The 14,082-nt window shown below is 68.6% G+C and carries 13 protein-coding genes and 1 tRNA gene; 6 read left to right on the forward strand and 8 right to left on the reverse strand.

What is annotated here, in order from left to right; genetic code table 11:
• Both VM840_03470 and arc read right to left on the reverse strand, forming a co-directional pair.
• A partial coding sequence (locus VM840_03470) for an alpha/beta fold hydrolase (protein ID HVL80634.1) occupies nt 1-755 on the reverse strand: 755 nt, incomplete at its 3' end.
• 73 nt (nt 756-828) lie between these two features.
• The gene (arc, locus tag VM840_03475; protein HVL80635.1) at nt 829-2,568 is read right to left on the reverse strand and encodes a proteasome ATPase; all 1,740 of its coding nucleotides are present in this window, start codon (nt 2,566-2,568) and stop codon (nt 829-831) included.
• A 78-nt stretch (nt 2,569-2,646) separates the two neighbouring features.
• Between arc and VM840_03480 the strand changes: the two genes are divergently transcribed.
• Nucleotides 2,647-3,858: an aminotransferase class V-fold PLP-dependent enzyme gene (locus VM840_03480; GenBank protein HVL80636.1), complete on the forward strand. Its 1,212-nt coding sequence runs from the start codon at nt 2,647-2,649 to the stop codon at nt 3,856-3,858.
• Nucleotides 3,859-3,886: 28 nt separating this feature from the next.
• On the opposite strand, the gene VM840_03485 is transcribed toward VM840_03480, so the two are convergent.
• Genes VM840_03485 through VM840_03505 form a run of 5 tightly spaced genes read right to left on the reverse strand, consistent with a single transcriptional unit; the run spans nt 3,887 to nt 9,548 of the window.
• The gene (locus tag VM840_03485; protein HVL80637.1) at nt 3,887-5,089 is read right to left on the reverse strand and encodes an acyl-CoA dehydrogenase family protein; all 1,203 of its coding nucleotides are present in this window, start codon (nt 5,087-5,089) and stop codon (nt 3,887-3,889) included.
• Nucleotides 5,090-5,114: 25 nt separating this feature from the next.
• On the reverse strand, nt 5,115-6,617 hold the full coding sequence (locus VM840_03490) for an aldehyde dehydrogenase family protein (protein HVL80638.1): 1,503 nt from the start codon (nt 6,615-6,617) through the stop codon (nt 5,115-5,117).
• Nucleotides 6,575-7,363 (reverse strand): tRNA (adenine-N1)-methyltransferase, encoded by a 789-nt coding sequence (locus tag VM840_03495; protein HVL80639.1) that lies wholly within the window; start codon nt 7,361-7,363, stop codon nt 6,575-6,577. The genes VM840_03490 and VM840_03495 overlap by 43 nt, the downstream gene beginning before the upstream one ends.
• Nucleotides 7,360-8,484 carry an ATP-binding protein gene (locus VM840_03500; GenBank protein HVL80640.1) on the reverse strand — a complete coding sequence of 375 codons (1,125 nt, stop codon included), beginning with the start codon at nt 8,482-8,484 and terminating at the stop codon, nt 7,360-7,362. The genes VM840_03495 and VM840_03500 overlap by 4 nt, the downstream gene beginning before the upstream one ends.
• Complete coding sequence (locus VM840_03505; GenBank protein HVL80641.1) at nt 8,484-9,548, reverse strand: site-2 protease family protein; 1,065 nt, start codon at nt 9,546-9,548, stop codon at nt 8,484-8,486. Before VM840_03505 ends, VM840_03500 begins: the two co-directional genes overlap by 1 nt.
• A gap of 31 nt (nt 9,549-9,579) precedes the next feature.
• Here VM840_03505 and VM840_03510 point away from each other — a divergent pair, with 31 nt between their 5' ends.
• From VM840_03510 to VM840_03520, 3 genes are read left to right on the forward strand one after another with little or no spacing between them, the layout of a single operon-like run.
• Nucleotides 9,580-10,371 (forward strand): transporter substrate-binding domain-containing protein, encoded by a 792-nt coding sequence (locus tag VM840_03510; GenBank protein HVL80642.1) that lies wholly within the window; start codon nt 9,580-9,582, stop codon nt 10,369-10,371.
• Nucleotides 10,368-10,616, forward strand: a complete 249-nt coding sequence (locus VM840_03515) for a hypothetical protein (protein ID HVL80643.1) — start codon at nt 10,368-10,370, stop codon at nt 10,614-10,616. The genes VM840_03510 and VM840_03515 overlap by 4 nt, the downstream gene beginning before the upstream one ends.
• Nucleotides 10,617-10,640: 24 nt before the next feature.
• Complete coding sequence (locus VM840_03520; protein ID HVL80644.1) at nt 10,641-10,865, forward strand: thioredoxin family protein; 225 nt, start codon at nt 10,641-10,643, stop codon at nt 10,863-10,865.
• A 14-nt stretch (nt 10,866-10,879) separates the two neighbouring features.
• On the opposite strand, the gene VM840_03525 is transcribed toward VM840_03520, so the two are convergent.
• Nucleotides 10,880-12,220 (reverse strand): adenylate/guanylate cyclase domain-containing protein, encoded by a 1,341-nt coding sequence (locus VM840_03525; GenBank protein HVL80645.1) that lies wholly within the window; start codon nt 12,218-12,220, stop codon nt 10,880-10,882.
• A 160-nt stretch (nt 12,221-12,380) separates the two neighbouring features.
• Between VM840_03525 and VM840_03530 the strand changes: the two genes are divergently transcribed.
• Together VM840_03530 and VM840_03535 are read left to right on the forward strand one after the other, a co-directional pair.
• Nucleotides 12,381-12,464, forward strand: a tRNA-Leu gene (locus tag VM840_03530).
• Nucleotides 12,465-12,527: 63 nt separating this feature from the next.
• Nucleotides 12,528-13,859 carry an AAA family ATPase gene (locus VM840_03535; protein ID HVL80646.1) on the forward strand — a complete coding sequence of 444 codons (1,332 nt, stop codon included), beginning with the start codon at nt 12,528-12,530 and terminating at the stop codon, nt 13,857-13,859.
• The last annotated feature ends 223 nt before the right edge of the window (nt 13,860-14,082 follow it).

Here is a 14,082-nt window from a genome sequence, read left to right on the forward strand (position 1 = left end):
ATGCTGCGCAGCGTGCGCATGACCCGGCCCCTGCTCGGCGCCAGCGGGAGCGCGGCGAACTCGGCCCGGGCCAGGCGTACGAACGGGACCGCCTGGCGGAACCACGGGATGCCGAGCGCGGGGCAGAGCAGCACCATCGCCTTCACGCGGTCCGGCTCCCGCGCCGCGACCTCGAGGGAGATCCGGCCCCCCATCGAGTTGCCGACGAGCCCGGCCTGCTTCAGCTCCAGCTCGTCCAGGAGCTCGAGCACACGGTCGGCGAACCAGGGCGCGTCGTAGGGCGCCATCGGCTTCGCGGAATCGCCGAACCCCGGTAGGTCGACGGCATAGACGCGGTACGTGCCCGAGAGCCCCTTCACGGTCGGGAGGAACGACATCTTGCTGGAGGCGAGCCCGTGTATCAGCAGGACGGGCAGGCCCTCGGGAGGTCCGGCCGCGAGCACGCTCCAGCGGACCCGACCGATCTTGGGATGGATCGTGACCGGGTACGAGGGGTCCCGCTCGGTCGGGGGGTCGAAGAGCGACTCGAGCTCCAGTCCGAGCGCGATGTTCCCGCGCGCCTCGAGCTCCCCGGCCAGGAACGCTTCGTACCCCGGGCGTCGGCCGAGGAGGATCTCCTGCATGACGGTGGGAGAGGTGCGCAGGTAGAGGTCCGGGTCGCGGGGAGGGGACTTCGTGATGGCGGCCCGTCCGGAGTCGAGCATCAACCCCCACGCGCCCGCGTCCCCCAGGTCGAAGGTGACGGCGGCGCGCACCCACCTCGCCTCGGGGCGCACGCGCGTCGTCAGGTCTAGGAGCAGGGACTCGACGTCGGGTTCCTGTCGGTGGTCAGAGGTACTGGCCAGGGGTGATCGTCTCCACGGGGCGCCGCTCCCGGCCCTCCCCGAGCAGCGTCCGGACGTACACGATCCGCTCGCCCTTCTTGCCGGAGATGCGGGCCCAGTCGTCCGGGTTCGTCGTGTTGGGGAGGTCCTCGTTCTCCTTGTACTCCTCGCGGATGGCGACGAGTAGGTCGTCCCCCTTGATACCCCGCTCCCCCTGTTCCAGCAGCCGCTTGATCGCCATCTTCTTCGCGCGCTGCACGATGGACTCGATCATGGCCCCCGACGCGAAGTCCTTGAAGTACATGATCTCCTTGTCGCCGGATGCGTACGTGACCTCGAGGAACCGGTTGTCGTCGGTCGCCTCGTACATGCGGTCGACCACCCGGTCGATCATCGACTTCACGGTCGCCTCGGCGTCGTCCCCGTGGCGAGCCAGATCCTCGGCATGCAGGGGGAGATCGGCCGTCAGGTAGATGGCGAAGATGTGCTTCGCCGCATCGGCGTCGGGGCGCTCGATCTTGATCTTCACGTCGAGGCGTCCCGGGCGCAGGATGGCCGGGTCGATGAGGTCCTCCCGGTTCGAAGCCCCGATCACGATGACGTTGCGCAGGGACTCGACGCCGTCGATCTCGGCGAGCAGCTGGGGGACGATGGTCGTCTCCATGTCCGATGAGATGCCGGTGCCCCGCGTGCGGAACAGGGAGTCCATCTCGTCGAAGAACACGATGACCGGTACGCCCTCGGACGACTTCTCCTTCGCCCGCTGGAAGATCAGCCGGATCTGACGCTCGGTCTCCCCCACGTACTTGTTGAGCAGCTCCGGCCCCTTCACGTTCAGGAAGTAGCTGCGCGCGTCGGGGTTGCCCGTCTTCTCGGCCACGCGTTTGGCGAGCGAGTTGGCCACGGCCTTCGCGATGAGCGTCTTGCCGCAGCCGGGGGGCCCGTAGAGCAGCACGCCCTTCGGGGGGCGCAGCTTGTGCTCGGCGAACAGGTCCCCGTGCAGGTACGGGAGCTCGACGGCGTCGTGGATCGAGACGATCTGCTGCTGGAGGCCGCCGACGTCCTCGTACGCGACATCGGGCACCTCCTCCAGGATCAGCTCGTCGACCTCGGGCTTGGGCAGCTTCTCGACGAGGTACCCCGAGCGAGCCTCGAACAGGATGTGGTCTCCGGCGCGGAGGTGGACGCCGCGCAGCGAGTCGGCGATCAACGCGACCCGCTCCTCGTCGGCGTGGGAGACGATCAGCGCCCGGTCTCCCTCCTCGAGCACCTCCTTGATCGTCACGACCTCGCCCGCCGTCTCGAACCCGCAGGCCTCGACGACGTTGAGCGCCTCGTTGAGCATGACCTCCTGTCCGAGCGCGATCTGCTTCGGGTCGAGCGTGGGGTGGACGTTGACGCGGAGCTTGCGCCCCCCCGTGAAGATGTTGGCCGTCCCGTCGTCGTTCAGACCGAGGAATACCCCGAACCCGGACGGCGGAGCGGTGAGCTTCTCGACCTCCTCGCGCAGGAGCGCTATCTGCTGGCGCGCCTCCCGCAGGACCCCCACCAGCCGCTCGTTCTGCTGGAGCGCCTGGACCAGCCGCGACTGGACCTCCCGGATGCGCTCCTCCATGGCCCGGACCGAGCGCGGCTCACCGCGGCGGGACTCCGTGACCGCGCCGAGCTGGGAGCGCAGCTCCTCCAGCTCGCGCTCGATGTCCTCGAAGCGCCCCTCCTCGGGCTCCTGGCCCCGTGGGCTCATCCGGTCCACCTTTCCTCGGGGTAGGGCCAGTATAGGTACCGACCCCCGACACCACCGCGCACTGGTTACCTTTGTCCGATGCGCCTCCCCGACCAGGGCCGGACGCCCGAGGAGCTGTTCGCGACCATGCGCGAGCGCAAGCGGGCGGACGCCGATTGGCGCGGCGGACGGACCTTCAGCCTCGTCTACCCAGCCTCCCCCGAGATCGACGAGGTGTTGACCGAGGCGAACCTCCTGTACCTGTTCGAGAACGCGCTGAACCCCGCGCGCTTCCCCAGCCTGAAGCAGATGGAGGACGAGGTGGTCTCGATGACCGCGTCGGTGCTCCGCGCGCCCGATGGAGCCGGCGGCTCGATGACCTCGGGAGGGACGGAGAGCATCCTCATGGCCGTGAAGACGGCCCGCGACGAGGCGGGGGTCGACTCCCCCTCGCTCGTGGCTCCCATCTCGGCGCATCCGGCGTTCGCCAAGGCGGCCCACTACCTGGGGATCGAGCTGCGCCAGGCGAGGCTGGACGCCGACCTGCGTTGCGACGTCGAGCACGCCCTCTCTTTGGTGGACGGGAGCACGGTGCTCATGGTCGGATCGGCGCCGGGTTACCCCCACGGGGTGATCGACCCGATCGAGGAGCTCGCGGCGGCGGCCGCGGAGCGCGGGATCGCCTTCCACACGGACGCCTGCCTGGGCGGGTTCCTGCTCCCCTTCATGGAGCGACTCGGGCACGAGGTCCCCGCGTGGGACCTCCGGGTGCCGGGTGTGACCTCGATCTCGGCCGATGTCCACAAGTACGGGTACGCGACGAAGGGCGCGTCCGTGATCGTCCATCGCGACCGTCACAGACTGGAGCACCAGGGGTTCCTGTACGACGCGTGGCCCGGGGGACGGTACGGGTCGCGGGCCCTGGCCGGCGCCCGCGCGGCCTCCCCCATCGCCGCCGCCTGGGCGGTGATGACCCACCTCGGTTGGGAGGGCTACCGTGCCCAGGTCTCGAGGATCCTCGACACGGTCGCGCGGGTGCGCGAGGCCATCGGGTCCATCGACGGTCTGCACCTGTGGGGTGACCCCGTGGCGTCCGTACTGGCCTTCGGCTCGGACAGCCACGACATCTTCGCCGTCGGAGACGTCATGGACGACCTCGGGTGGCACCTGGACCGCCAGTCCGGCCCGGACGCCCTGCACATGATGATCTCACCCGCCCACGATGCCGTCGTGAGCGGGTTCACGGACGACCTCCGTCGCGCCGTCGAGGCCGCGACCGTTTCGCGGGGTCGGGAGGCTCGCTACTCCTGACGGGCCCTCGACAGGGCCCACCGTCCGGCTAGTCGGACGCCAGCGCCCTCGATATGACCAGACGCTGGATCTCCGACGTCCCCTCGAACAGCGTGTAGATCTTGGAGTCCCGGTGCCACTTCTCGACGGGGAAGTCCTTGATGTAGCCGTACCCGCCCAGGACCTGGATCGCCGTCTCGGTCACCTTCACGGCCGCCTCACCGGCCTTCAGCTTCGACATCGAACCCTCGGCGTTGCTGAAGGCCTGTCCGGACGCGGCCATCCAGGCGGCGCGCCACACGAGCAGGCGCGCGCAATCGACCTCGACGGCCATGTCCGCGAGCTGGAAGGCGATGCCCTGGTGCTGGTAGATCGGCACGCCGAACGCCTTGCGGTCCTTCGCGTAGTCGACGGCGAACTCGAGCGCGGCGCGGGCGATCCCCACCGCCTGGCAGGCGACCAGCGGCCGCGTGATCTCGAAGGTGCGCAGGGCACCCGAGGAGCGGCCGGTCGACTGTCCGGACTTCGCGCGCTCGAGCTTGCCCTCGAGCTTCTCGATGCCCCCGAGCACGTTCTCGACCGGGACGAAGCAGTCCTCGAGCAGGACCTCCGCGGTGTGGGAGGCCCGGATGCCCATCTTCTTCTCCTTCTTGCCCTGCTTGATCCCCTGGTGGTCCTTCGTCGAGATGATGAACGTGGCCTGGCCGCGGTGTCCGAGGTTCGGGTCGACGGTGGCGACCACGAGGTGGACGTCCGCGATCCCGCCGTTGGTGGCGAAGACCTTCTGTCCGTTCAGGACGAAGCCGTCCTCGACCCGCTCCGCCTTCGTGCGCAGGGACGAGACGTCCGAGCCGGCGTTGGGCTCCGTGACGCAGAACGCGGCCACCGCGGGGTCGTCGGGGGTGCCGAACATGCGCGGCGCCCACGTGAAGAGCTGCTCGGGGGTCCCCCCGGCGGCGAGCGCGGAGAGCGGAAGCCCGGTGCCGAAGATGGCCAGGCCGATGCCGGCGCATCCCCAGAAGATCTCCTCCATCACGAGCGGCATGGAGAGCCCGGTCGGGTCCTGTTGGGTCTGCAGGTAGATGTCCGGGCCGTAAAGGCCTACCTCAGCGGCGCGCTTCACGACCTCCCACGGGAACTCCTCCGTGTCGTCGTACCGTTCGGCGACCGGACGGATCTCGTTCTCCGCGAAGTCGTGCGCCCACTTCTGAAGTTCCTTCTGCTCCTCTGAGAGGGCGAGGCTGAAGCTCATCTGTGCCGCTCCTTCCTTGGTGCGTCTATCGCCGTTGCGGTGCCTCGCCCGTCGTGTCCACGAATACGTCTCGCACCGTGAACACGTCGTCCCCTGCGAGGATCCCGGAACGACCCAGCAGCCGTCCCCGCTCCCAGTTCGTCAACCCTAGCTCAGGGCGTCCCCACGCCCACTGCCCATCGACCCATCTGGTGAACCCGTTGCCCACGTACGGGACCTCCGTACGAGCATAGAACCGCTCGAATCGTTCGCGGGACGCGGTCACGACCGAGGCGACGAAGCGGGGGCTGTAGCGGTTGACGAGGTCCACGGCCTCCTCGTCGGACCCCACGAGAGCGATCGACACCTCGGGCGTGCGGTCCCACTCCCACTCGGTCCCGAAGCCGTCGACGGGAAGCGTCTCGACCTGGGGCTCCTCGACCTCCCCGTCCTCGCGGCGCACGGTCACCATGCGCTCGGCCAGCTGAGGCGGGACGAGCGCCCGGGCCTCGGGGGCCGCGTGGAGACGGACATCCGGGTCGCGTTCGAGCAGCGCCTGCAGCGCCACATCGAAGAGGCGTTCCGACGCGTCGCGGTGCACGAGCAAGACGTTGAGCGTGTTGCAGACCTTGCGGTCCACCGAGTGCCGGACGGCGTTCGCGGCGGACGAGGGATCCGCGTCCTCCGCCAGGTACATCCAGGCTCCCCCGGTCCCGTGGAGGGAGGCCGGTATACCGTGCTGCTCGGCGATCGCGCCCAGCTGCGAGACGGCGCGTCCCGACCCCCTCGCCACCGCGAGCCTCACCTCGGGCATCGTGAACAGGGCCCAGGCCGCCGCGTGCGACCGCGACCGGAGGAGCGACACCGCGCCGCGCGGGAGCCCGGACGATGCGAGGGCGGGCTCGAGGGCCTGCTCCTGGATCGCGATGGCCGTCCCGAGCGCGTCGGACCCGATCCGCATCACCGCCGCGTTGCCGTTGCGCAGCACCCCCGAACCGTCCGCGAACACGTTGGGGCGGCCCTCGAAGACGAACGCGACGACCCCCAGGGGAGCGATGCGGCGCTCGATGCGGTACCCGTCCCCCTCGCGCGTCTCGATCACCTCGCCTCGACGGGACCGGGCAGCCGCCCACTCCCTCAGACCGGAGATCATGTCCGCGCGCATCTTCGCGGTGGCCTCGAGACGGGTGGTGGGGCGGCCACGCTCGCGCGCGGCGGCGAGATCCGCCTCGTTGGCGTGCGCGATATCCGTCCAGATGGAGTCGTCGGCCAGGCGGTCCGCGAAGATCTGGAAGAACCCGGTGATCGCCTCGTCGGGGGCGTCGGCCAGCGCCGGGAGGGCTCCCGCCGCGGCGGCGACCGCCTCCCGTGCGGCCGCGTGCTCGGCCGCGGGCACGACGAGCAGCTCGCCGGTGGCGTGGACGGCTATCACCCGGTCGTCGGGGGCGGTGTCCGGCATGGGGACGGTCCGGTCCCCGACGACCACCGGCGTGCCCGCGGGGATCGTCACGCTTCCGGGACCCCCACGCGCCGAGCCACCATCAGCCATGCCGTGTGGGCGACCATGCGGTGGTCCGGTCGGACCGAGAGGCCTTCGACCTTCCAGGTCCGGTGCAGGGTCTCGAACGTCTGGACCATCCCCCAGCCGGGCCGGTCGAGGGCCTCGGCCATGCGCTGCACCTGGGGGACGGTAGGCATGTACACGGTGAGGATCCCGCCCGGACGCAGCGCGCGCTCGAGGTTGTCGACCGCCATCCACGGTTCGGTCACGTCGAGGACCACCCGGTCCACGACGATGTCGAGCGGGTCGGTGTAGAGGTCGGCCAGTCGGGCGTCCAGGGTGCCGTACGAGGGGTCGGAGCCGACGAACCGCTCGATGTTGCGGAGCGCCGTGCGCTGGTGGTCCTCCCGGCGCTCGAGCGTGTGCACCGTCCCCTTCGGCCCGACGGCACGGAGCAGGGCGAGCGTCAGCGAGCCCGAGCCGGTGCCTGCCTCGAGCACGCGCGCCCCGGGGAAGATGTCTCCCCAGACCACGATCGGACCGACGTCCTTGGGGTAGACGACGGTCGCGCCGCGCGGCATCTTCAGCACGTAGTCGGCCAGCGTCGGCCGGAGGGCGCGGAACCTGCGCCCTTTCGAGCTGGCCACGAGCACGCCCTCCTCCGCCCCGATGATCTCGTCGTGCGGGAGCGGGCCGTGATGCGAGTGATACGCGCCTCCCGGCTCGAGCGTGATCAGGTAACGCCTCCCCCGCCCATCGATGAGCAGGACCAGGTCTCCCGCGGAGAAGGTCACGCCGACTCCCGGGACGCCTTGCGGCGTTTCATCTCGACCATGCGGCAGAACGCGCAGACATCGCCCGGCGTGGGCATCCCGCACGAGGAGCACGCGTGGAGCGCAGGGGGGCCCTCCGCGGTGAACCTCTCCTTCGCTCGGTCGATGAACCCGCCGTAGAAGGAGGCCTTCGTCCCGGGGGCGGCCTGCTCGAGGAGGTCGAGGGCCTGCTTGTAGCGGAGCTGCGTGTTGCCGGCGACGAGCGGGCACTCCTCCACCAGGTAGTCGATGCGTCGCAAGAACGCGTAGGTCGCCGTCTCCTTCTCGCTCAACCGGTGCAGGGGCTTCACCTTCCGGACGAACCCCGTGTCGTCTCCCAGCACGGGGCCCTGTCGGGCCAGGTACTCGGCGTCCCAGCGCAGCGTGTTCCCGAGCAGGACGGCCGCCTCGTCATCGAGGTTGTGTCCGATCGCGATCACGTCGAACCCGCCGTCGCGCGCCGCCTTGCTTATGAGGTGTCGCTTCGTCAGCCCGCAGGCCGAGCAGGTGGGGCGCCCGGTGTCGTGCGGGAGGTCGGGGATGGTGAAGCCGAACTCGGCCGCGAGGTCGCTGACCACGAGCTCGACCCCGCGTGATCCGGCGAACGACCTGCAGATGCGCAGCGACTCGGCGGCGTACTCGTCGCCGGTGCCAAGGACGATGTGGAAGCCGGTCGTGTCGTACCCGAGGTCGATCAGGACGTCCCACAGGGCGAGGGAGTCCTTGCCCCCGGACACCGCCACGAGCACCCGGTCGCCTTCTCGCAGCATCCGGTCGGACTCGATCGCCCTGGACACCTGGTTGCGGAAGAAATGCAGGAAGCACTCCTTGCAGAAGGCTGTGTTGTGGCGCCGCAGCTCGACGACCGCCTTCGCCTTGCAGCGGCGGCACTTGGTCGTCGTGGCGGCTCCCCCCGATATCACCGGACGGATCTCGATGTGGTCGCCGTCCTCGATGACGTCCTCCCGGGTGAGGAGCTCGTCGCCCCTGATCACGAGCACGGTGTCGGCGTCGATGTCCAGGTCGCGCAGTACGACCTTCACCCGCTTGGGGCCGTCCACCGACACCTCCCGGCGCGGGTTGCGCAGCACGATCGTCGCCATCAGACCGTCGCCTCCAGTCGGGCGCGCACGGCCGGGTGGTCGAGCACCCCCACGACGGCCCCCGCGTCGTCGACCACGATCAGCACCCCGTCCGCCGCGACCGACAGCTTCTCGAGCGCGCGCGACATCGGGAGCCGGTGTGAGCAGCTGATCCGCGGGCTCCAGGGGACCATGAGGTCGCGGACGCGCGCGAACGGGTCGACATCGGCCGAGAAGGCGGAGGGAAGCAGCACCCCGTCCAGACGACCGCCGGACGAGACCGCGTACGGTCCCCCGCCGCTCGACCGAACGTACGCGGCGGACTCGTCCCCCGTCAGGGTGCCGGTGATCGGACGCGCGTAGTCGGCGGCCGGCTGGCGCGACAGGCGCGAGGTGATCCGCGAAGCGCGCCGGGCCGAGCTGGCGAGCACGTACAGGAACCCCCCGACGACCGGCAGCCACAGCGCCTCACCAAGTTGACGACGCCAGGCCACGACGAGCCCGACGACGATGAGCAGGACCGCGAATACCTGTCCCACGATCGCTGCGCGGATGGACGACCGGTGGGGATCGTCGCTGCGCGACCACAGCCAGGCCCGGAGCAGGCGTCCCCCGTCGAGCGGGTAACCGGGGAGCAGGTTGAAGAGGGCCACGACGACGTTCGCCCACCCCACCACGCGCAGGACCGCTCCCGTGTCGCTGTCCCCCGCGGCCAGCAGCAGCCCGGCGCCCAGGACGAGACTGGCGGCCGGACCCGATGCCGCGATAGCCGCGTCCTGCGCGGGGCGCGAGGGCTCCCGGTTTATGCGAGCCACTCCCCCGAAGATGAACAGGGTGACGTCGCGGACCGGCACCCCGATCGACCTGGCCGTCTGGGCATGCACCAGCTCGTGCACGAGCAGAGAGAGGAAGACACCGAAGGTGGCCGCGGCCGAGAGCCAGATGGCCGAGGGGAGCCCGTGGGAGTCGTAGACCTCCAGGGCCAGGATGCAGGCGAGCAGCAGCGCCGCCGGGAACCACGACCCGTGGACTACGAGGGGGATCCCGAACGGACGGCCGAGCCGGACGCCGCGCCAGACCTGCATGGGGATGAGCCCAGAGTACCATCGCTGTGTTTTGGACCCCCTACGCGCACGGGCCGCACTCCTATCCGCTCTGCTGATCGCGGGGCTCCTCGTGGGGTGCAACCGGGCCGATCGCGAGGCGGGCGGGGTCGGCTGCCGCGGCTCCCGCCTGGAGCTGATCCGGCCCCAGACCTTGCTCGTGGGAGCCGATGTCGGGATCGAACCGTTCGCGTTCCGTCGGGAGGGTGAGCTGACCGGGTTCGAGGTCGAGCTCATGCGGGAGCTCGGCCGCCGCATGAACCTCGAGGTGGAGATCGTGAACCGGACCGCACCGGGACTCCTGCCCGGGTTGATCGCGAAGCGCTACGACGCGGTGGCGGCGGCCGTCCGGACGAGCGCCGAGAACCGCGCCCAGGTCTGCTTCTCCGCCCCCTACCTCGAGGCCGACCTGGCGGTCGTGTCGACCCGCGCGTTCGAGGACCTGTCCGCGGTCCCGGACGGCACACGCGTCGCCGTCGAGGCCGGGTCCGTCGCCTCGGCCTGGACCGGCCGCAACCTCGACCGCCGCCTCGACGCGGACGTCGTCCCCACGTTGCAGGACGTCCTCCGTGCCGTAGACGAGGGGGGCGTCGCGGTCATGGACCTGGCGAACGCCCGCGCCCGGGCCAAGGACACCCGGCTGCGCATCGTCGAGGTGATCGACACGGGCGAGGACCACGCGGTCGCCTTCCACCCCGACGGCGGCGCCCTGCGGGATCGGATCTCGCAGCGGATCGAGGCGATGCGCGAGGACGGGTCGCTCGAGGCGCTGGAGAAGGAGTGGTTCGGGGAGCGACCGGGATGAGGGAGACGCTGAACCAGCACTCGTACGCGTTCGTCGTCGTGTCCGTGCTCGTCGTCTCCCTGGTAATGCTGCGCAGGTTCGGCGGGGGCCTCCGACTCCTCGGGTTGATCTCGGTGATCGCGGCGCTGGCCGTCGGGTGGCTCGTCCTGCGTCCGGGCTCGGGGGACGTCAGGGCGCCCGAGGACCTGGACCGCGCCCTCGCGGACGGCCGTCCGGTGATGCTCGAGCTCTACTCGAACTACTGAGCGGTCTGCCTGGCGAGCAGACCCGTGGTCGACGGGATAGCGCGGGAGTACGAGGAGCGGGCGACGGTCCTGCGGGCGGACATCCAGTCCGAGGCGGGAGCCGAACTGGCCAGGCGCCTGGACGTCTCGGTCGTGCCCACGTTCGTCTTCTTCGGTCGGGATGGGAGCGAGGTGACGCGGTTCGGGACGACGCTCAAGGCGTCAGAGGCGCAGCTCCGACGAGGGTTGCGCCAGGCGGGAGCCCCCTGAGCGGACGCGAGCGGTCATCGGCGCACGGCGTGGATGCGCCACCGACCCGGGACCCCCTTGAGATCGTGCTCGCCCCGGTCCTCGAAGTCGATGCCCGACCCGAAGACGAGATCCTTCACCGTGCCGGACGCGCAGATCTCGTCGGCGCCGGCCAGGGAGGCCACGCGCTGAGCTAGGTGAACGGCGATCCCGCCGATGTCCTCGCCGCGCAGCTCGACCTCGCCGGTGTGGACGCCCGCCCTCACCGAGATGCCGAGCTGGGCCGCGCCGTCGCGGACGGCGGCTGCGCAGCGCACGGCGGGGGTGGGGCCGGTGAAGGTGACGAGGAAGCCGTCCCCGGTCGTCTTCACCTCCCGCCCATCGAACCGGTCGATCTGGCGACGGACCATCGCGTCGTGGCGGTCGAGGAGCTGGCGCCAGTCCTGGTCCCCCATCTCGGCGGCCAGCTCCGTCGACCTGACGATGTCGGTGAACAGGATGGTGGCCAGGACACGCTCCGGCTCCCGGCGCCGCCGCGTCCCCGTGAGGAACTCCTCGACCTCGTCGGCCAGCAGGTCCCCGTTCGGGCTGAAGGGGTAGAGGTCGGCCTGGTCGAGCTCGACGAACCGCGCCCCGGCGATGTGCTCGGCCAGGTAACGGCTGTGATCCGGGACGCCGAGCCCGTTGTCGCGCGTCGGGCCGAGCACCAACGTCGGGACGGACAGGGTGGGCAGGACGTCCCGGACGTCGGTGAGGAAGTAGAGGCGGACGAGGACCGCGGCCACCGTAGGACTGGCCCCACGACGCCCTTCCCCCTTCCACCACTCGAGGTAGGCGCGATCGTCGGCGAGGGAGGGCGCGTGGAGCGCTGCGATGTCCTCCGCCGGCGGGTCGGGTCTCGGTGTGACGACCTCGTCGAAACGGACCTCGAAGGACTCCACCTCGTCGCCATACGGATAGTCCGGACCGCGGTGCGCCCGTGCATAGGTGTTGCACAGGACCAGCGCTTGCGTCCGGCCTGGGTGGGTGGCCGCGAACACGATCGCCGGGGGTCCGGACGTGAAGGGCGCGAACAGGGCGGCCCTCTCCGAGCCCACGTCGTCCAGGACGGCCAGCGCGTCCGCCACGCGCTGCTCGAGCGTCGGGGGCGCGTCGGGAGAGATCGGGTCGGAGAGCCCGATCCCGCGAGCGTCGTAGCGGATCACGCGCGCGTACGACTCCAGACGTTCCAGGAACCGAGCCAACCGCGGCTCCCGCTCGAAGGCGTCGATCGAGATGTTGATGTACGACGACATCAGGACGTCGATCGGCCCGTCGCCCTTCACCTGGTAGGCGATGTGAGCGTCGCCGCTCCGGACGTAGCGGGTCTCGGTCATGGACAGATGGTGACCTATGACAGGGAGCCGTGCCCGCGTCCGGCGGTCTACCTCCGGGGGGTCGGAGCGGCGTGTTCGCTGAGACCACGAAGTGTCGGGGTCCGCGTCACCGGCACTGCCCCGCGACCGGACGCGACCAAGCCGATATCATTGCCGCCAGGTCGGAGTGGCGGAATAGGCAGACGCGCATGGTTGAGGGCCATGTCCCCGCAAGGGGGTGGGGGTTCAAGTCCCCCCTCCGACACAACGCGATCGTGGACACGACCCTACTTCTGAGACACGATCCCCACTTGAGGGACTGCCCGTCATGAGGATTGACTCACTCCGAATCCAGGCATATCGGTCGCTCTATGATGTCCACCTTCGACCTTCCCCCTTTCTTGTCCTCGTTGGTCCCAACAATTCGGGCAAGAGCAACTTGTCCGAGGCCCTCGACTTTTTGGGAGATACTTACGAGTTGGGGCTCGAATTCGCGATTACCCGCAAGGGAGGCTTCGAGAGCATCGCTCACCGTCGCCAACGGCGAACGAAGCAGCCTCTGACTATCAGCATTACCGTCTCATTCTCGGCGGAAGATCTGTCCCGCCGACCTCGTTCAGTGCTTCAACCACAGCGGCGGGTCCTGTTTGATCAACCTGATCAAGCTGTGATTCGGCTCGAGCACTCCTTCTCAATCGCTGCAGCGACACAGCGCCGCGACACAGACTTCCACATTCGGCACGAGCGGATTCACATCTCGCAGGTGAAGAAGCACGACGCCCTTGATGGAGCCCGCCTACCAATGACCATTGAGCGAAAGCACAATGAGGTTGACTTCCATGTTTCACGGAAGCGCGGGCGGACTCAGAACCCGAAGGACCGGGTGAGATTCGACAGCCCCTTCTATCCTCTTATCGAGTCCGATTTCCAATCGTTTCTTCGACAACAAGTCACCGATACCGAATTGCTTGTCAAGCATCTCGATTACACACCCATACTAATGCTCTTCCAACGCGATCTAGCCGCAACCAGGTTGTACCAACTCAGCCCCCTGGAGTGCCGCCAGCCTGGAGTGGTTACTCCGAATGCCAACATCGACGAGCACGGTCGTAATCTACCGGCGCTAGTACACTTGATGCAGCGCCGTTATCCACAGGAGTGGAAACGAGTACTGCGCGCCATGGATAAGATTCTTCCAGAACTCACTGACGTCTCAATCGGGTTTACCCACGATCGCCGGATAACTCTACAATTCCATGAGGATTCGGTAGGCCGACCTTGGACCCCTGAAGACATGTCGGATGGGACAATCCAAACCCTAGCCCTGTTCGCCGCACTTCATGACCCAAGAAGCCCCTTGGCAATAGTTGAAGAGCCCGAGAACTCAATACACCCATGGATAATTCGAAGTTTCGTCGATTCGTGCCGGGAAATCGGCTACAAACACATCATTCTTACAACACACTCTCCCGCCCTAATCGATTATCTTCGACCAAGTGAAGTAGTCGTGATCTGGCGCCAATACGGGCGCACGAAGTTAGTGCCACTGCTAGAGTTGGCCCCGGGTGCGGAGGATGACTGGGCCCACGGCAGGCTCACGGTGTTCCAATTGCTCGACTCTGGTCTCCTTCCAGAGGCGATTCCAGCTGGCTACCGATGAGAATCGGAATTGTCGTAGATGGCGAGGCTGAATACGCCTCGCTCACACTCATGTTCCCCGCTCTCCAAGCCCATACCAATCATACTCTGCTTCACCCGGTCTTGGCCAAAATTCAGCCCTATGCGCCTCCGGGCGCAATCGCCCAACGGTGCACACTTGCCTCGCGAGCGTTCCTGCACAAATCGCCCGACCTAATCGTGGTTCTCTTCGATCGTGAGAATCG

The sequence above is a fragment of the Actinomycetota bacterium genome, assembly GCA_035540895.1.
In the GTDB taxonomy this organism is placed as follows: Bacteria; Actinomycetota; JAICYB01; order JAICYB01; family JAICYB01; genus DATLFR01.